This is a genomic window from Streptomyces sp. NPDC002206 (assembly GCF_053593595.1).
On sequence record NZ_JBSFCW010000033.1, the window covers coordinates 36,285 to 53,507 of the forward strand.

15 protein-coding genes and 3 pseudogenes are annotated in these 17,223 nt (G+C 67.9%); 5 read left to right on the top strand and 13 right to left on the bottom strand.

Annotation, left to right across the window (positions count from 1 at the left end):
- The first annotated feature begins 159 nt into the window (after nt 1-159).
- Nucleotides 160-2,832, top strand: a complete 2,673-nt coding sequence (locus ACWCP8_RS34225; protein WP_451120150.1) for a TIM-barrel domain-containing protein — start codon at nt 160-162, stop codon at nt 2,830-2,832.
- A 242-nt stretch (nt 2,833-3,074) separates the two neighbouring features.
- Here the strand turns inward: ACWCP8_RS34225 and ACWCP8_RS34230 are convergent, their stop codons facing one another.
- The 5 genes and pseudogenes from ACWCP8_RS34230 to ACWCP8_RS34250 form a co-directional block, all read right to left on the bottom strand.
- Nucleotides 3,075-3,842, bottom strand: coding sequence for an amino acid ABC transporter ATP-binding protein (locus ACWCP8_RS34230; RefSeq protein ID WP_352270155.1), 768 nt, complete (start codon nt 3,840-3,842; stop codon nt 3,075-3,077).
- 7 nt (nt 3,843-3,849) lie between these two features.
- Complete coding sequence (locus tag ACWCP8_RS34235) at nt 3,850-4,638, bottom strand: amino acid ABC transporter permease (RefSeq protein ID WP_329167476.1); 789 nt, start codon at nt 4,636-4,638, stop codon at nt 3,850-3,852.
- Nucleotides 4,639-4,688: 50 nt separating this feature from the next.
- Nucleotides 4,689-5,519, bottom strand: a complete 831-nt coding sequence (locus ACWCP8_RS34240) for a transporter substrate-binding domain-containing protein (RefSeq protein ID WP_451120153.1) — start codon at nt 5,517-5,519, stop codon at nt 4,689-4,691.
- Between the two features lie 225 nt (nt 5,520-5,744).
- Nucleotides 5,745-6,947 carry an McrC family protein gene (locus tag ACWCP8_RS34245; protein WP_451120155.1) on the bottom strand — a complete coding sequence of 401 codons (1,203 nt, stop codon included), beginning with the start codon at nt 6,945-6,947 and terminating at the stop codon, nt 5,745-5,747.
- Nucleotides 6,944-7,677 (bottom strand): annotated as a pseudogene (locus ACWCP8_RS34250) (McrB family protein); the annotation flags it as partial. The pseudogene ACWCP8_RS34250 and the gene ACWCP8_RS34245, both read right to left, overlap by 4 nt.
- Before the next feature lie 128 nt (nt 7,678-7,805).
- Between ACWCP8_RS34250 and ACWCP8_RS34255 the strand changes: the two are divergent.
- Together ACWCP8_RS34255 and ACWCP8_RS34260 are read left to right on the top strand one after the other, a co-directional pair.
- Nucleotides 7,806-8,000: a hypothetical protein gene (locus tag ACWCP8_RS34255; RefSeq protein ID WP_352270160.1), complete on the top strand. Its 195-nt coding sequence runs from the start codon at nt 7,806-7,808 to the stop codon at nt 7,998-8,000.
- Nucleotides 8,001-8,032: 32 nt separating this feature from the next.
- Nucleotides 8,033-8,188: pseudogene (locus ACWCP8_RS34260) on the top strand (IS110 family transposase); the annotation flags it as partial.
- A gap of 37 nt (nt 8,189-8,225) precedes the next feature.
- Here the strand turns inward: ACWCP8_RS34260 and ACWCP8_RS34265 are convergent.
- The 3 genes from ACWCP8_RS34265 to ACWCP8_RS34275 all read right to left on the bottom strand — a co-directional run bounded on the left by ACWCP8_RS34265 (nt 8,226) and on the right by ACWCP8_RS34275 (nt 11,830).
- The gene (locus ACWCP8_RS34265; protein WP_451120157.1) at nt 8,226-10,292 is read right to left on the bottom strand and encodes a hypothetical protein; all 2,067 of its coding nucleotides are present in this window, start codon (nt 10,290-10,292) and stop codon (nt 8,226-8,228) included.
- 474 nt (nt 10,293-10,766) lie between these two features.
- Nucleotides 10,767-10,979 carry a DUF397 domain-containing protein gene (locus ACWCP8_RS34270; RefSeq protein WP_451120159.1) on the bottom strand — a complete coding sequence of 71 codons (213 nt, stop codon included), beginning with the start codon at nt 10,977-10,979 and terminating at the stop codon, nt 10,767-10,769.
- Complete coding sequence (locus ACWCP8_RS34275; protein ID WP_451120192.1) at nt 10,976-11,830, bottom strand: helix-turn-helix domain-containing protein; 855 nt, start codon at nt 11,828-11,830, stop codon at nt 10,976-10,978. The genes ACWCP8_RS34270 and ACWCP8_RS34275 overlap by 4 nt, the downstream gene beginning before the upstream one ends.
- Nucleotides 11,831-11,996: 166 nt before the next feature.
- Here ACWCP8_RS34275 and ACWCP8_RS34280 point away from each other — a divergent pair, with 166 nt between their 5' ends.
- Complete coding sequence (locus ACWCP8_RS34280; RefSeq protein WP_451120161.1) at nt 11,997-12,461, top strand: ATP-binding protein; 465 nt, start codon at nt 11,997-11,999, stop codon at nt 12,459-12,461.
- A 168-nt stretch (nt 12,462-12,629) separates the two neighbouring features.
- Here ACWCP8_RS34280 and ACWCP8_RS34285 read toward each other — a convergent pair whose 3' ends face one another.
- From ACWCP8_RS34285 to ACWCP8_RS34300, 4 genes are all read right to left on the bottom strand, one after another.
- Entirely contained in the window at nt 12,630-13,142 is a 513-nt protein-coding gene (locus ACWCP8_RS34285; RefSeq protein WP_451120163.1) for a hypothetical protein, read from the bottom strand.
- 155 nt (nt 13,143-13,297) lie between these two features.
- Nucleotides 13,298-13,555, bottom strand: a complete 258-nt coding sequence (locus ACWCP8_RS34290) for a 5-methylcytosine restriction system specificity protein McrC (protein WP_451120194.1) — start codon at nt 13,553-13,555, stop codon at nt 13,298-13,300.
- Nucleotides 13,556-13,674: 119 nt separating this feature from the next.
- A complete protein-coding gene (locus tag ACWCP8_RS34295; RefSeq protein ID WP_451120165.1) occupies nt 13,675-14,736 on the bottom strand; it encodes an alpha/beta fold hydrolase in 1,062 nt (353 codons plus the stop codon).
- A 24-nt stretch (nt 14,737-14,760) separates the two neighbouring features.
- Complete coding sequence (locus ACWCP8_RS34300) at nt 14,761-16,020, bottom strand: esterase/lipase family protein (protein WP_451120167.1); 1,260 nt, start codon at nt 16,018-16,020, stop codon at nt 14,761-14,763.
- Between the two features lie 267 nt (nt 16,021-16,287).
- Here ACWCP8_RS34300 and ACWCP8_RS34305 point away from each other — a divergent pair, with 267 nt between their 5' ends.
- Nucleotides 16,288-16,671 (top strand): VOC family protein, encoded by a 384-nt coding sequence (locus ACWCP8_RS34305; RefSeq protein WP_451120169.1) that lies wholly within the window; start codon nt 16,288-16,290, stop codon nt 16,669-16,671.
- Nucleotides 16,672-16,711: 40 nt separating this feature from the next.
- Here ACWCP8_RS34305 and ACWCP8_RS34310 read toward each other — a convergent pair.
- Nucleotides 16,712-17,129, bottom strand: a pseudogene (locus ACWCP8_RS34310) (transposase); the annotation flags it as partial.
- Nucleotides 17,130-17,223: the final 94 nt, after the last annotated feature.

Consider the following 17,223-nt stretch of genomic DNA (forward strand, 5'->3'; position numbering starts at 1 on the left):
ACATCTCTGATCACGGCACCTCCGAGTCGCACCGGACCCCACAACCACCCGTTGACATGCACCTGCATAATGGTGAATCCTCGTGCGAGAAGTTGCACGATCTGACGTATGTTCAAGCATTTACAAACATCCAGTGCTTGGTTCGAAGGGATGTATCCCGTGCGAAGACTTCACCACCGGGCCCGCCGGCCGGCCTTGGCCGCGGTAGGACTTGCCGCCACTCTGACCGCCGCTCTGCTCGGCGCCCCCGCCGAACCCGCCCACGCGGCGACCCCCGCGAGCACCGTGCTCGATGACGCCCACAAGAGCGTGACGTGGCAGAGTCCCGTCTATCCCAAGGGGACGGTCGGCGGCCCCAGTGACTGTCCGCCCGCCGCGGAGGACCCGGACAACAAGGTCTGCGACCGCTTCGACCTCACCGTGTCGACTCCCGACGGCTACTGGGACGACAACCCGGAGGGTGGTGTGCCGATCTCCATCGAGTGGCAGAAGCCCGCCGAGGACTTCGACATGTACATCTACGACTCCGCCGGCAAGCAGGTCGCCTCAAGTGCGGGCACGGCCGACCCCGAGGCCACGGTGATCCCCCGGGCCGACGGGACTTACCACGTGATCGTCGTGCCGTACGACGTCACCGACAACTCGTTCACGGGCAAGGCCTATCTGCCGGAGACCACCGACTCGGGGAACTTGACCTCCTTCGGCGGAGGCCACGGCAGCTACTCCATCGAGGCCGGAGAGCTCAAGGCGAAGGCAGACTTCCTGACGGGTGGCCAACTCCGCCTCCAGGCGTCCCCCTCGGGTGAGTTCACCGACCCGGCCGGCTCGGCGATCATCCGTAAGCAGCCCGCGGTGCAGAAGCACACCAGCACCTTCGACAAGGGCGACTACTACGGCATCCGCTCCCCCGACGCCGTCCTGCGCGTCTACAAGAAGCCGCTGCGATTCGGCCTCTACAAGGCCGACAACCGCACCCGTATCTGGCAGGAGGACAAGCCCCTGCGCTGGTCCACCGGCGGTATGCGGCAGAGCCTGGAGCGCGGCGCGGACGAGCAGTTCTTCGGCGGCGGCGAACAGAACGGCAGCTTCTCGCACCGCGACAAGACGGTTTACGTCGCCAACAACACCAACTGGAACGAGGGGGGTTACAACAACTCCCAACCCTTCTACCTCTCCAGTGCGGGCTACGGCGTCTACCGCAACACCTTCGCGCCCGGCGTCTACCACTTCGGCTCCCCGGTCCAGACCGGCCAGCAGGAGCGGCGCCTCGACGCGTACTACTTCATCGGTGACGCGAAGAAGGTGATCGGCAAGTACACCGCTCTGGTCGGCAAGCCGTTCATGCCGCCGGTGTACGGCCTCGAACCGGGCGACGCCGACTGCTATCTGCACAACGCCAACCAGGGCGAGCGCCACACCCTGGACGCCCTGAAGGTCGCCGACGGCTATACGCAGAACCAGATACCGCTGGGCTGGATGCTCGTCAACGACGGCTACGGCTGCGGCTACGAGAACCTGCCGGAGACCGCCAAGGGCCTCCAGGACCACAACGCCCAGCTGGGGCTCTGGACCCAGAACGGCCTCGACAAGCTCGCCGACCAGGTGAAGGCGGGCCAGCGGGTCGCCAAGCTCGACGTCGCCTGGGTCGGCCAGGGATACGGCATGGCGCTGGACGCCTGCGACGACGCCAAGGCCGGCATCGAGGAGAACAGCGACGCCCGAGGCTTCGTCTGGCTGCCCGTCTCCTGGGCCGGCGCGCAGCGCTGCGGCGTTCTGTGGAGCGGCGACCAGTCCCTGTCCTGGGACTTCGTACGCTGGCAGATCCCGACCTATGCCGGCGCCACCATGTCCGGTATCGCGTACAACACCGGTGACGTCGGTAGCATCTACCGCCACGACGCCAAGATGTACGCCCGCGACCTGCAGGCCAAGTCGTTCCTCCCGGCCCTGATGACGATGGACGGCTGGGCGACGGACCTGACGACCAAGAAGAAGATCAACCAGCAGCCGTGGGTGGACGGCGAGCCGTACACCTCCATCAACCGCAAGTACCTCCAGCTGCGGGAGCGGCTGCTGCCGTACCTCTACACCCTCTCCGCCGAGGCCGCGAAGACCGGCGTGGGCTCGGTGCGCCCGCTGTGGCTGGAGTACCCGGACGACCCCGAGACCCTGGGCACGAACGCCAAGTACGAGTACCTGGCGGGCTCCGACTTCCTGGTCGCCCCGGTCTACGAGGACTCCGATACCCGTAACGGCATCTACCTGCCCAAGGGCACCTGGACCGACTACTGGACGGGCAGGACCTACCAGGGCCCGACCACGGTCAACGGCTACCACGCCCCACTCGACACCCTGCCCCTGTTCGTCAAGGGCGGCTCCATCGTGCCGATGTGGCCCAAGGGCACGACGTCCTGGCAGACCCGGGACCGGAGCGAGCTGGACTACGACCTGTACCCGCAGGGCACGAGCACGTACACCCTGTACGAGGACGACGGCGTGACCCGGAAGTTCACGGAGGGCGCCTCGGCGACGCAACAGGTACGCGTGCAGGCACCCACCCACGGAAGGGCGAGCACCACGATCAAGGTCGGTGCGAGCGTGGGAAGTTACGAAGGGAAGCCTGCCGCCAGGTCGTACCGCTTCACCGTGCACGGCAAGGACGCACCGTCACAGGTGGTCATGAACGGCAGCCGCCTCCAGCGACTGACCTCCGCAACAGCGCACACCTCGGCCGAGTCCGGCTGGTACACGGACCCCACGACCGGGATAACGGAGATCAGGACGCCGCCCCTCTCCACGAGCCGCGGCTTCACGGTCGAGCTGCGTAAGTAGCAAGCACGAGGTCAGGGGCCGTCTCCGGACGGCCCCTGACGCACGTCCGCAGCCAGGGACTCCTGACGTGTCCTGGAGCCGGGGTCGACGTACGGGCAGGCTCGCTGTCCGGCGCGAGGCAACCCGCGATCAGTGCCGCTCGCCGTTGTCCGGCGCGGCTGCAGTCCCGCCGGCCGCGGCTCGCCCCCTGTCCATGACGAGGCGGTGAGCCGCGGCGCCGGCGTCGGACCCGTACGGATGTGTCAGGCCTCGGGTTGCACGGCGTCCGGGTGCAGGACCCGGGCGAGGAAGGCCTTGGTCCGGGGGTGCTCCGGCCGGGCCAGTACATCCTCCGGGGCGCCCTCCTCCACCACTCGGCCGTCGTCCATGAAGACCACGCGGTCGGCGACGTCGCGGGCGAAGCCCATCTCGTGGGTGACGACCAGCATCGTCATGCCTTCGTCGGCCAGGGTGCGCATGACCCCCAGTACGTCGCCCACCAGCTCGGGGTCGAGCGCGCTGGTCGGCTCGTCGAAGAGCATCAGCCCTGGCCCCATCGACAGGGCCCGCGCGATGGCCACACGCTGCTGCTGGCCGCCGGAGAGCTGGGAGGGGAAGCTGTCCTCACGGTCGGCCAGGCCGACTTTGGCCAGGTTCTCCCGGGCGATGCGGCCGGCTTCCTCCCTGCCGCGTCCGAGAACCCGGCGCTGAGCGATCGTCAGGTTGTCCAGGACGTTCAGATGAGGAAACAGGTTGAACTGCTGGAAGACCATGCCGATCCGCCGGCGCATCGCGTCCAGATCGATGTCCGGATCGGTCATGTCCACACCGCCGACGGTGACTGTGCCGCTGGTCGGCTCCTCCAGCAGATTCACACAGCGCAGCAGGGTCGACTTCCCCGACCCCGAGGGGCCGACGACGCATACGACCTCGCCTGGCGCGACCGTGAAGTCGATACCGCGCAGCACTTCGACGTCGCCGAACGACTTGTGCAGCCCCTGGATCTCGATCGCCGCAGTCATGTCCGCCATCCCGTGATCACCTCGCCTGTGCGTGACGGGCCTCGAGGCGCCGTACGAGATAGCCGAGCGGGACAGTGACCAGGAGGTAGCACAGGCCCGCGACGAAAATGGGGGTGGTGTTGGCCGTCGTACTGGCCAAGTCGCGCCCGAACTTCGTGAGTTCACGCTGCTGCAGTGTGACGCCCAGGAAGAGCACCAGCGAGGAGTCCTTGAAGAGCAGGACCATTTCGTTGGTGAGCGGCGGCACGATGATCCGGAAGGCCTGAGGGATCACGATCGACCGCATCGCGGTGGCGTGCGACATGCCCAGCGTGCGCGCCGCCTCCAGCTGGCCGCGCGGTACGGCCTGGATGCCCGCCCGGATGGTCTCCGCCATGTACGCGGCGGAGACCAGACCCAGGGCGCAGGCGACCTGCCCGTAGGTCTCCCCGGGGAAGACGAGCCCCGGGAAGGCCAGCGGGACACCCACCCCGACGAAGATGAAGATCAGCAGGGCGGGCAGGCCGCGGAAGAACTCGATGTACGCCATCGCGAGCCAGCGGTACGGCGCAACGGACGACAGCCGCATCAGGGCCACCACGAGGCCCAGCACGAGTCCGACACCGAAGCCCGTCAGCGTGTACACCACGGTGTTCAGCAGCGCGACCGTGATGAGTTCGGGGAAAAGCCGCTGGGCGACCGACAGGTCCAGAAACTGCTCCTGGAGCTGCTGCCAGTCGGCCAGCGCGCCCACGACCACCACCGCGACCACGAAGACGGCGTACTGCACCCCACGGGAGATACGGCGCCGGCGTCGTGGCGACATCCGGGGCCGCGCAGCCGGCTCCTCCCGGTCCTTACCGGTGATCAGGGCGGTCACTGGGCGTCGGCACCCTTCGGCATGGGCCCGATCCACTGCTCGTACAGCTTCTTGTACGTGCCGTCGGACTTCGCGTCCTTGATGGCCTGGTTGATCGCCGCGAGAAGCTTGGGGTTGCCATCCTTGCGGACCGCGAAGCCGTACTGCTCACCGGTGTCGAGATTGCCCACGATCTCGAACTTGGCCGAGTTGGCGGGGTCCTTGAGCCAGTTCTGCACGACCGGGTAGTCCTGCACGATGACATCGACCTGGCCGGTACGCAGTCCATTGAGCTCGGCATCGGAGCTCTCGAAGGACTGCGGATCGGCGCCGTGCGAATGGGCGAAGTCCTCGCCGGTGGTGGAGGACTGGGAACCGAGCTTGAGCTTCTGCTTGGTGATGTCCTCGACGGACGCCGCCTTGACGCCCTTGCGGGCCAACAGCGCCTGGGTGGCGTCGAAATACGGGACGGAGAAGTCGAGATTCTGCTTGCGCTCGTCGGTGATCGTCATGCCGGCGGCGGCCACATCACAGACACTGGCATTGAGGTCGGCACCGGTCTTGATCGTCTCGAACGACTTGTCCACGACTTCTTGCTTCACGCCCAGGTCCTCGGCGACAAGATCGATCATCGAGACATCGAAACCGACCACCTTTCCGTCCTTCTCGGACTGGAAGGGCGCGTACGGCAAGTGCGTACAGGTGGTTATCTGGCCGGACTTGATCAGCTTCGCACCTTTGACGGTCGCGCCGTCACTGCTGCTACTACAGGCACTGAGCGGGAGTGCAAGCGCGACGGCCGCGCAGATCACGGCGATCCGGCGGGAGGGCAGGCGGGACGAGCTCATGAGAGTTCCCCTTGTGCACGAAGGACGGACTCGCGGACTGACTCGCGGATCGACGCCGAGCCGCGATCAAGGTCCGCACAGAATGTCGGAGCACTGACCGAAAGTCCACCCTGACGGAGTGGTAAGGGACTTCGTCCCGCTTCGCTCCGGGAGGCTCACACCCGGGGCCCGGTTGGGTCTTCACCTCCCTGGTATTTCACCGGTTCTCTCGGGGAAGGACAAAGATCACCCAGGCAGGTCGCGGGCCATCAGCCGAGCCAAGTCGCCCACGGCGGCCATCAGATCAGCCTGTGACTGGTCCAAGTCCAGTGCGTGCTGGTGGATGACGATGCCTGCGTGCCGCACATGGTGGGCGGCATGCGGGGCGTTGCCCTTCGCGTAGACGAGGTGCCCTTCGGAGAGCCCGAGCGCGGTGCAGTAAGCCAGCATCTGGTAGAGGTCGGCGTCCGGGTATCCGTCCGGCTTCTCCGCCTTGTACTTGGCGTCGACCACAGCTTGCGGTTCGCCATCCGGCCCGTACAGGACGAAGTCCGGCTTCATCCGGATCTCGTGCGCCTCGTCGAGGTGGTGCGGATCCTGGAACCGGCAGCTGCGGTCGCTACCCCGGTGGGCCTCCCGTAGCGCGACCGTCAGGAAGTCCTCGAAGAGCTTGTTCATGTTGAACAGATAGCCGTCGATACGCAGCCCACCGGCCTGATGCTCGGGTGAAGCCCCGTCGAGCACGACGCCGGCCCGGTGGAGGGCGTGGTGGTAGCGGGAGTTGAGGCGGGTGGGGTGCCAGACGGGCAGCGCCTGGCCGCGGATGAGCGGGGTGATGTCCGCGAGCCTCGCCCGCTGGTGCATCAGACGGCGGCGTACCTCGTGCGGGACGCCGGGCAGCCGCAGCAGGCGTTCGACGGCGGCACGCAGGATCCGGTTCTCGGCAATGTCGGTGGTGAATTCGTCGTACGCAATCTCGACGGGCAGAGTCGCCCCGAAGTGCCGCCGGATCTGCTCGGCCTCGCGGATGCGGCCCCGCACGACGAGGGACGTGTCTTCCGTGGCCCGGTAGCCCTGGAGCAGCCCGCACCGGAGCGCCCGGTCCACCTGGCGTTCGACGGCGTGCGCCAGGGCAGGCAGCAAATCACGGTGATCCCCGACCTCCACCCCGCCGTCGCGCCAGGCGCGCGGGTCGAGGCTGTAGCCGAGGAGGAAGAAGAGCCGGGCGATGGGCACCTTGGGTGCGATGCGTACGGTGACGGGCTCGCCTCCCGGTACCTCCAGGCGTACGGCTCCCACCTTGCTACCGGCCCGCAGGACCCATCGCCCCTCCGTGTACGGGTCGGGGGCGGCGTCCACGATCCGCGAGGAGGCCAGCGCTCGGCCGGCTGCGTCCGGCAGCGGAACGGACACAGCCCGGGCATGCTCGACAAGCTCGACGGTCGTCACGGGGAGGCGGGGCCTTCCGCGGCCTTCCGCAACGCCGCCAGGCCGTACCGCTGCTCGATGTCGACACCTTCGCCGTAGTGGTGCTCCTCCAACAACGGCAAAATCTTTGTGCGCCAGGTGCGCTCCAGCCCGCCTTCGCGGTAGACGCCCCGCTTCATCAGGTACGAGGGCCCGATACGGAAGTCGGCTTCGTCGATACGGTGGTTGAGCGCGTCGAGCAGGTCTGCAGGCTCACTCTCCCTGCCCTCCTTCGCGAGCCAGCGCCTCAGCAGCCCGCTGGTCGGCTCGGTGCGCGGGGACAGCTCCACGAACGCGAACCGCCGACGCATCGCGGCATCGACGAGTGCGATGGACCGGTCGGCGGTGTTCATGGTGCCGATGACGAAGAGGTTCGGCGGCAGTGCGAAGTCGTCGCCGGAGTAGGTCAGCCGTACGGACTTGTTGCGGTACTCCAGCAGGAAGTACAGCTCGCCGAAGACCTTGGCGAGATTGGCCCGGTTGATCTCGTCGATGATCAGGAAGTGCGGGATGTGCCGGTTGCCCCGCGCGACGCCAGATCTGCGAGCTCACGCAGCGGCCCCGCGGTCAGCCGGAAGGCCACCTCCCGGGTTTCGGGGTCCTCCTGCGGCCTGAAGCCCTCGAAGAAGTCCTCGTAGGAGTACGAGGGATGGAACTGCACGAGCTTCACCTGCTCCAGCCCGCCCCCGAGGAACTCCGCAAGGTGTTGGGCGGACCGGGAGAGGGCCAGGATTCCAGGGTGGGGCCCCTGACGCTATGCGTGATCGCCCCCTCTTTGTGCCCCCGCAAGGGGGCTCCGGCGACACTGGCTCGGTCAGTCCCCTGCTCTACAGTGCGCGAATGGACATGCAAGATCCGCAAGAGATAGGCATCGCCTTCGGCGCGATGATCATGGGCGCCACGGTGAGCAACGAACCTCCGGACCCGTCGTCCCCGCTCGGGCGCATCCGGGCGTTCACCGCCGAGCACGGCGAGGACGCGCTCACCCCTGAGCACTTCACCGCCGCGCGCGAAGGACGTCCGCTCCTCCCTTGAGAGCAATCGGCGCTGGTACCGGCGCCTCCGCCGCCGGATGGGCCCACCAGCCGCCGCTGATCGAGGACGCGCTCGGCAAGCAGATGCTCACCCTCCCGATCCAGCTGGATGCCGCCTGCACCGCCGACGACGATCTCGCCGGGGCGGTGGAAGAGGCGTTCCCTCAACATCCGGACACTGAAGTCCTGCCGGAACGCCAGACGCCGTCTTCCCACAGCTGTCCAGTCAGTCCCCCGTCGGCGCCGTGGGCCGCTTCCGGTCATGAGCCTCCAGTGCTGCGCGGGCCCCGTGGACCACCTCGCCATGACGACCCTGGGCCTGCGCCAGCGCCAGGTCGATCGCCAGCCGCACCTTGGGTGCCTCCCCGTGGCCATAAGCAACGCCGGAGGTCTTCTGCCGGCTGCTCACCGTGATCAGCGTCTGGGCCGCGCCCTCATGATGTTCATGGTGGAGCCACTTGCCGTAGGCCCACTCACGTCGGCCGGCCACACCGGCGAAGAGAACGCGCTTGTCGGTGACGGCGATCTCGCCCGCCCACGTGTTCTCCGTGTGGCTCACGCCCTGTCGCGTGCGGACCTCCACCAGCGACGCGGACGCGATCAGGAGCACCCTCTCGTCCCGTTTGCGGGCACCCCAGCGGAAGTCCGCCGCGCTGTACTCCGTACCCCGTAGTTGACGTACAAAATCGTGGTCGGCCGCGAGCCTGTCCCGGGTTCGCTGCCAGCCGGCCAGTTCGCGCTCATATGCCTCCCGAGCACGCCGGAGTGCTTCCCGGCGACGGCGCGCATCGGCCTCCTGCCGTGCCACGCGGACACGAGCCGCACGCTGCTCGGCGGCCATCCGTGCGTTCTCCCGCCGACGGGCCCACCACGCGATGACCGCTCTGCGCCGCCGCCACAACAGAAACCCGCCGATAACCAGGACGAGCACTACGCCGGCCGTCCACAGCAGGGTGTTGCGGATCCGTGCGGCGGTCCAGTCGTCCGAGACGTGGACGGTGAGATCCGTGCGGTTGATGTTGCCGTGGGCGTCGATGAGTCGGGCGACCAGCCTGTGGTTGCCGGGCGCTGCATGCCAGCGGAACGTCCGGCGCTCCGCACCCAGGGTGACGGTCCGCTTCTCGCCCGCGCCGGACAGCGCCAGGCGGGCGCCCCGCTCGCCGGTCACGGTGAGGACTACGTCGCCGTACTTGGCACGCTCGGCGTCATACACAAGCCTCAGTGCTGGCGGAATGGTGTCCACAGTGAAGGTGCCCGAGCTCCCGGTGCCCGAGCGTCCGAAGGCGTCATTCAGGTTCACCAGCACACGGTGGGAGCCGTCGTCGACCGAAATGGACACAGCGGCGCGCCCGTCGCTGTCGAGCCGTACGGGCTCGGACTCGCCTCCGGTGGAAACGATGCCTGCCGCACCGGGCGGCCCCGCGACCTCGACCTGCGTCGTTCCTCCGCCGACCGGAGGCTCGACATGCACCTGGGGCCGGAGCTTGTCCAGCGACACGGTGGCGGCGACCTCGATACGCGTCCGGTTGCCCACCTCGTCCCGCACCACGGCAGTGAGCCGGTACGAACCGTTGGGGAGCCAGAGCGAATCCCGCACCATGCCGTCGTCACCGACCGTGCCGCTGAGCTGTTCCTTGCGGCCCTCGACACTCACTTCGTACCGTGCACCCGCTTCGGCCTCGAAGGAGACCTGGACCGCACCCGTCACCGCGTCGGCCGCAGTCACGACCGGCTTGCCCGCCTCGGGCCGGCTCGCGTCGACCGTTACGGAGAACTCCTCGCTCGCCTCACTCGCGTTGTCGGCCGAATCGACGGCCACGACGGAGTAGGTGTGGTCACCGTCCTTCGCGGCGAAGGTGACCGTCTGCGCGGAGCCGGTGGCCGTGGCTCTGCTCACGACCGAGTCCTCGGCGTCCCGCACCTCGATCCGCGATCCCTTCTCGGCGGTCACGATGACAGTGACGCGGCCACCGGCCACGGCCTTCGCGCTCTTGGTCCTCGGCCGGTCCGGCGCCTCGATGTCCTCGGCTTCTTCGTCTTCGTCTTCGGCTCCGGAGCCGGAGCCGGAGCCGGAGCCGGAGCCGGAGCTCGGCAGAGAGCTGTAGCCGCAATAGGTGAAGTACCCAAGGTCCCCACAGATGTAGGACCCGCTGTCGGACGGACAGGAGTGCCAGCGGTGGCACCCGTCCCGGTGCGCGGCCGCGGACGGCGCACCAATCCAGAGGGCAGCCGATGCGATGAGTAGCGCGAGTACGGCATTAAGGGCACGACGAAGGCAGGTACGTATCTGCACGTGGCTGGTCCCCCCAGCTCAGCGACGGCTCAATGCACGCCGGATGCGGGATGGTGTCAGACAATGTGAAGAAATTGCAAGTTACTTGTGGAGAAGGCCGACTGTCTGATCCGGTTATGCCGGCGGTGGCGTTCGATGTGCCACCCACGCCGCAAAAGCGAGGCGAAGCCACAGGGCCATCGGACCCAACTCACCCTGGATCCATGCGAGTTGTTTACGTTCATCGGTGAGACCCGGATCGACGAATGAATCGACCTCGCCGACACCTTCTACCGCTGTGACCCGAACGACGCGCAGCACGGTTTCGCCCGACCAAGGGCCTCCAGTCCTCCCTCGACCGCAGCGCCCGCCGCGCCGTGTGGCGGATGCTCCGCCGTGACGAGGGGGGACGACGCGGCCTGACCCCCTGGGGCCAGACATACGCGTGGGACCTGCCGCGGCGGCGCGCGGCAGGTCCCACGGGGCGCGCAGGACTCAGAGCGACCGGTCGGCGGCCAATCCGACGAACCCGGCCCACGCGTGGGGGGAGACGGTCAGGACCGGTCCGGCGGCGACCTTTGAGTCCCGGATGTGTACGGCTCCGGTGGCGTTGGCCACCTCCACGCAGTCGCCCCCCTCGGCGCCGCTGTAGCTGCTTTTGAACCAGGCAAGTTCCGGAGCTGCGACCGAAGTCTCTGCGATGTTCATAGCTCTCCCAGCAACTTCTCGACGAATCCCTGGGTCTCGCGCGGATTGAGAGCCTGGGACCGGATGATCCCATAGCGCGCGGCGGCGAGACGGACCTCTTCACGATCCGTCAGCAGGCTACTTCGCGCTTGGACCTCCATGTACATGAGCTGCTCACCACCCTTGCGCGTGATGACGGTGAATGGGCCGTCCACACCCGCGTTGTCCTCACGGTCGAGGGGCATGACCTGGATCTCGACATTGCGCTTCTGACCGATGAGCAACAGTTGTTCGAGCTGCCCTCGCAACACTGTTTTCCCGCCAAGTGGCCTACGTAGAACGGTCTCTTCGAGCACGAAGCTGAGCAGTGGCGCGGGCCAGCGATTGAAGATTTCCTGCCGAGCGAGACGGGCTGACACTCGCAGCTCAATCGTCTCCTCGTCCAGCAACGGGCGCCGCATGGCGAGCAACGCCCGCGTGTATTCCTCAGTCTGCAACAGCCCCTTGACGACGTGCGTGTCATAGGCGCACAGCTCGACCGCCTCCGCCTCCAAGCGCGCCATGTCCCGGAAGAAGGCCGGGTACTGCGCCCGCCCCACCTCCTCCTTCAGCGCCTTGAGAACGCCCCCGGCATCCAGCACCTCATCCGCCCGGTCGATGAACCTCGGCGGCGGGATACGCCTCCCCTGCTCGAAGGACGCGACCGACTGTCCCGCGTAGCCCACGAGCTTCCCGAACTCGGACCGCTCCAGCCCCGCTCGAATCCGCAGCAACTTCAACTGCTTCCCGAACGCGGCCACCACGCCCGATCCCGGTTCGTCCTCCGGCCGGGTCCCGGCGCCATCCCGTACGCCGTGCTCGCCCTGTTCCATCGACTCCGAAGAGTCCATCGGCCCCACCACCTCACCGGCCCAACGCCGCGCCCCGAACTTCGTCACGCGGCGCGCCTCGTACACACCGCACGCCGTCGCGTACAACCCACACCCGACGGCACGTCACTGCTGGTCACGCTACGCCACCGAGCGTCACCGTGAAGGCATGACGAGCAAGCAGCCACTCCCCGTACGTCTCACCCGCACCGGCCAACCCCTTTTTCCCTGGCACCACTTCACGATGCGCTTCAGTTCCACCCCACGCGGCGCCCGTCTCGCCCGACGCCTGGCCGGGGAACGCCTCGACGCCTGGGGAATCCCTTACGGCAGCGACGCCCACGATGTGCTGACGCTGATCGTGGCGGAGCTCAGCGCGAACGCCGTACGTCACGGGCGCGTACCCGGCCGCGACTTCCGCCTCCGGCTCTCGGCCGAGGGCACGACCCTGCGCGTGGAGGTCACCGACTCGCGCGGCGAGAGCATCCCGGCCCTGGCCGAACCGTCCAACGAACTGGACGGACGCCGCGGCCTCCTCCTGGTGGCCGCACTCACCGACCGCTGGGGCTGGTATCCGTGCATCGACGGGCCCGGCAAAACGGTGTGGGCCGTTCTGGACGTGGACCTGTCGTAATCGCACATCCACCGCGCGACCGCCCCACCCCACCGGCCCGGAACCCCGCCCCCAGCGCCGCCGATCATCGCCTGGTGATCGACACGACCCGGCCGGCAGCTCCGCAGGAGGACCCAGTTGCGGCGTTCTGCGAACGGCTGATCCGCTGCACCACATGGCGCAGGCGGGTCACAGCTTGAACATCACTCCGCGCCATGTCCATCCTGCGTCGAGGACCGCGGCCCGCAGGGGATCCTTCATCTCTCCCGGGTCGAAGCGGAACACCTCGGTCTTGTGCAGGCGGCCGTCGGTCCCCCGCTCGACCTCCCACTTCCGGGAGACCGCGGTCACCTGTCCACGGGAGTACTCGCGCGACGTCCGCAGGCTGGGCGTGTCCCCGACCCACGTGACCTCCCACTGCTCGTCGAAGGTACGGACCTCGTGCTTCTCCGGGACCAGACGCATCCGGGTCTTGATGGTCCGGTCCAGTCGCGTACGGACGAAGAACGTGCGCAGAGCAGGTTCCAGGATCCGCCACTCCGCCACCAGGCCGTCACCCTCCTTGGGGGTGGCATTGCGCACGCGGTACGGCACGTCCGGGCCGTTGATCGCGAGCAGCGCGGCCCGGACTTCCTCGGCGGAACGCGGTACGACACCACTGCTGGGGCGCTTGGTGCCGGTCAGTCTGTCGAAGATGCCCATCAGATCAATCTAGGAATGTCCGGCTACTCGACGCAAAATCCCCGGTCCGACTGCGCCGCAAGCACCGCACCGCCCCGGTCGTTCGACGCGGTGGCCGCCGACACTGCCGCCGGGTACTCGGAAAAGCATGTCCCTTCTGGTAGCCACACAGCTGATCACCGATCAGTACGGCGCTGCCCGGCCTGTGGGTCCCAGTACCTGGCGAGCAGGACGCGGCAACACGGACCGCGGCGTAGGCGCGCGGCGTGGCACAAGAGCTTGTTCATGTTGAACAGATAGCCGTCGATACGCAGCCCACCGGCCTGATGCTCGGGTGAAGCCCCGTCGAGCACGACGCCGGCCAGGTGGAGGGCGTGGTGGTAGCAGGAGTTGAGACGGGTGGGGTGCCAGACGGGCAGCGCCTGGCCGCGGATGAGCCCAGGTCTGCTCGACCGCCGGCGCTCGGGTACCGGCCAGGACCCTTGGCGCCGGGATGGCGCTTAATGACCTCGACGTCGACAGAGGACCGTACGGGGTGGACGGCCCGGCCGCTTCACCGGCCCGCGGCGAGGGTGTCCAGGAGGGCGGCGGTGAACTCCTTGGGTTTGTCAATGTGTACGGCGTGGCCGGCGTCCGGGATGGCGGTTTCGCGGACGGGGCCGCCGGTGGCGGCGTAGTGATCGAGTGCGTGGCGGGTCTGGGCGACCATGGGCTGGGCGGGGCAGTGCTCGGCGCCGGGCCAGCCGGGGACGGCGCCGAGTGCACCGAGGTGGGCGAGGTCGAAGAGGGAGGTGTCGGAGACGATGAGGTCGTCGGTGCCGCGGATCCAGCCGATGGGCGGTTTGGGATCGATCCGGTGCAGGTCGTCGATGCGGAAGTGGGTGGGGGCCATGGCGTTGAGGACACCTCGGGGGCCGGGGGCGGTGCCGGGCCATTGGTCGCTGGGACGGGTGTCGCCGGGGTAGTGGTCGTCTCCGGTGCGGGTGGAGAGCATGGCGTCGACGAAGGCATCCTCAAGTGCAGGGCGGAGCGGCGGTTTGACGTAGCTGGAGGCAAGGACGGCGCGGGGGGAGAGCGGTGAGTCCTCGCTGCGGTCGCCGTCTTTGAGGCGCTGGACGAATTCGGGGTTGACGGTGCCTGCGCCGGATCCGGCGCCGTCGGGGTGGTTGAGTCGGCCGTCGGGGCCGTGGGTGCCGCCGAAGCCGTACGGGGAAACGGGGTTGACGAGGGTGAGGCTGCGGACGGCAGCGGGTTGATCGCGGAGGTATTGGAGAGCGATGCCGCCGCCCATGCTCCAGCCGACGAGGTGCACGCGGTCGAGAGCGAGAGTGTCACAAAGGGCGGTGAGGTCGTCGCTGAAGTCCCGGACGCCGCGAGTGGCCTCGACGGGGAGGGCGTCAGTGTCGCCGAAGCCGCGGAGGTCGACGGCGAGGGGGCGGTAGGGGTGGGGCAGGTCGAGCATGGTCTGTTGCCAGAAGGTGGCGGCGGAGACGTTGCCGTGGACGAAGAGGACGGGTTCGCCGGTCCGGTCGCGGAGTTCGAGGAGGTTGAGAGTGAGCCGGGGGGTGGTGATCCGTCGAGCGCGGATGCCGGGGAGAAGTGCGGGCGAGGTCATGGTCCGTCCTTGGGAGTGGCGGGGTCAGCCGAGCCAGGCGGCGATCTGGGCGCTGGCGGAGGAGTGCCAGCCGAGTTGGAGGTGGTTGGCGGTGGTGATGAGAGCGGTGCCGGCAACGTTGGCGATGCCGGTGCGGTCGAGGGCACTGTTCACGAAGACCACGCCGTCGCTGGGGCCGCGGTTCTCGTTGTAGATGCCGAGGACGTTGGGGGATCCACCGGCGAGAAGGTAGGTGGCGACGGTGCCGGGGATGCCTGCCTTGTGGAGGGGGGTGATCAGGGAACCGGCGTCGATTGCGGTCTGGATGCCGCTGCCGGAGGTGTAGAAGCCCTGGCCACCGTTGTAGGTGGTGTACCAGTCCTGTTGGGTTGTGTCGATGCCGTAGGTGGCGTCCCAGCGGGCGAGCATCTGACGCTGTCCAGGGTAGACGTCGTAGCCGTCGGTGGGGGCGAAGGCGAATTCGGGGTGGGCGGTGTAGGTGCCGTAGCAGGTCATGTAGAGGTGGGGCGAGGGTGCGTTGACGCTGCCGCCGCACTGGGGCCAGATGCTGAAGTCGTGGGCCCAGCCGTGGGCGTAGGGGTAGTCGTAGCCGCCGTTGGGGCCGCCGAGGGTGATGAGACGGCGTACGTCTCCGGCGTAGGGGCGTCCCCAGGCGGGGCGCAGTGAGGAGACGTAGGCTCGTGTCGACATCTCCCCCTTGCTCCAGCCGACGAGGTCTACCTGACTGACGCCGAGCCGGTCCTTGATGGCGGCGATGGCGTCGCCGACCTGCTGGGCCTGCATCAGGTTGTCGCCCTGCTTATGGGCGAAGTTGACGGCGAAGACGCGGTAGCCGCGGGCGGCGAGGTACTGCATGAGTCCGGTGCTGGGGCAGGAGGCCGTACCGCAGCCGTAGCCACCGGCTTCGCCGGGGTTCGCCCAGGCGCGGTCGGCGTTGTCGTTGGCGCCGTGGACGAGGAGGACTGGGGTCTGGCGACTGCCGCTGTTCCAGCCGGGGGCGGAGTAAAGGAGGAAGCGGCCGGAGTAGGGCTGCTTGACGCCGCCGAAGAAGGTGCGTCGCTGACCGTCCTGGTCGCCACGGCCGTCCTGGGGGTACTGCTCGGCATGGAAGCCGCTGGTGGTGTCGAGGTAGCGGTCGACGCGGTCCCAGCCGTTGGCGACGGTGGTGTAGGTGGCTTCGAGGGTGAGGTAGCTGGGTGGGGCCGCGTGGGCCGGTGTGGTTGCTGCTCCGAGGCTCAGCAGCGTGAGAAGCAGGCCGAGCAAAGTGCTCGTTGCTCTGTGCATCGCGGCTCTCCCGTCCGGGGGGCGGACTCGGCGGTTCGAGTCCGCCACGGTAGGACGGTGCGGGGGACCTTCCCATGGGGCGGGCAGCCATAGGTGCGGGGCGGAAGAGTGTGTCGTGCCGCCATGTTCCGGGTCCCGAAACCCGGGTTACGAGACCCGAGTTACGGCACCGCCCTCGTCACTCTTTCGTGGGCGCCTGAGCTGTGTGCGCGAAGGCTGAGCGCAACTCGGTGGCGTCTGGAGTGGAAGTCAGGAAGGCTTGCGCGCATGATTTCGGTATTGCAGAACGTGGCGATTGACTGTGCGGATGCCTACGAGCTGGCCCGGTTCTGGAGCAGGGTGACTGGCCGTCCACTGCATCCGGAGGACAAACCGGGTGACCGGGAGACTCAGGTGCTGCTGGCGAAGGGCCCAGTGCTGCACTTCAACCAGGTGCCCGAGTCCAAGAAGATCAAGAACCGGATCCATCTATGTTTGCGCCCTGAGACCTCGCGTGAGCAGGAGGTGGAACGGCTACTGGGCCTCGGTGCCACCGTTGTCACCGATCACCGGAATCCTGATGGCTCTGGCTGGGCAGTCCTTGCTGACCCTGAAGGCAACGAATTCTGTGTTCTTCGCAGCGATTCCGACCGAGCCGCGATGAGTTCCTGAAGCTCACGCGCCATCCTGTCCGGTTTCGCATGACTGCTGGTCACGGCCACTCGTTGATGGCCGCGATGCGAACGGTCGCCTCGTAGGGGACCGCGAGTTTGTCGTACCTCGTCGCCACGGCTCGGTGCCTCTTGAGGCGGTTGATGCCGCGCTCGACTGCGTGACGCTGGCGGTAGTCGGTCTTGTCGAATTTCGGCGGACGGCCGCCTCGGAAGCCGAGCCTCTTGCGGTTTCGGACGTGATCGGCCTTGTCAGGGATGGTGCAGCGGATCCCGCGTTTGCGCAGGTAAGCCCGGTTCTTCCGAGAGGCGTACGCCTTGTCGGCGCGCACGCGGTCGGGCCGGACGCGGGGCCTTCCCGGCCCGATGCGGGGCGGCGTGCTGGCGGGCTCGGCAGACGGTGGAGTCGACGTTGATGTCCCAGGTAATCAGGCCCTTCGCATCAGCCTGGGCCTGGACCGAATCCCCGCGCGGCGGCCCACGCCCACACCCACGTCCACCACCCCACGTCCCGAATCCGAGCGCGCCGACGCAGCGCTGCCAATCAGCCTCG

Bases quoted from the DNA above. Each gene is read 5' to 3' on its own strand.
- ACWCP8_RS34270 (WP_451120159.1), bottom strand. From the start codon at position 10,979: ATGAACATCGCAGAGACTTCGGTCGCAGCTCCGGAACTTGCCTGGTTC.
- ACWCP8_RS34305 (WP_451120169.1), top strand. From the start codon at position 16,288: ATGATTTCGGTATTGCAGAACGTGGCGATTGACTGTGCGGATGCCTAC.
- ACWCP8_RS34255 (WP_352270160.1), top strand. From the start codon at position 7,806: ATGGACATGCAAGATCCGCAAGAGATAGGCATCGCCTTCGGCGCGATG.
- ACWCP8_RS34300 (WP_451120167.1), bottom strand. From the start codon at position 16,020: ATGCACAGAGCAACGAGCACTTTGCTCGGCCTGCTTCTCACGCTGCTG.
- ACWCP8_RS34285 (WP_451120163.1), bottom strand. From the start codon at position 13,142: ATGGGCATCTTCGACAGACTGACCGGCACCAAGCGCCCCAGCAGTGGT.
- ACWCP8_RS34230 (WP_352270155.1), bottom strand. From the start codon at position 3,842: ATGGCGGACATGACTGCGGCGATCGAGATCCAGGGGCTGCACAAGTCG.
- ACWCP8_RS34235 (WP_329167476.1), bottom strand. From the start codon at position 4,638: ATGTCGCCACGACGCCGGCGCCGTATCTCCCGTGGGGTGCAGTACGCC.
- ACWCP8_RS34280 (WP_451120161.1), top strand. From the start codon at position 11,997: ATGACGAGCAAGCAGCCACTCCCCGTACGTCTCACCCGCACCGGCCAA.
- ACWCP8_RS34295 (WP_451120165.1), bottom strand. From the start codon at position 14,736: ATGACCTCGCCCGCACTTCTCCCCGGCATCCGCGCTCGACGGATCACC.
- ACWCP8_RS34275 (WP_451120192.1), bottom strand. From the start codon at position 11,830: ATGGAACAGGGCGAGCACGGCGTACGGGATGGCGCCGGGACCCGGCCG.
- ACWCP8_RS34240 (WP_451120153.1), bottom strand. From the start codon at position 5,519: ATGAGCTCGTCCCGCCTGCCCTCCCGCCGGATCGCCGTGATCTGCGCG.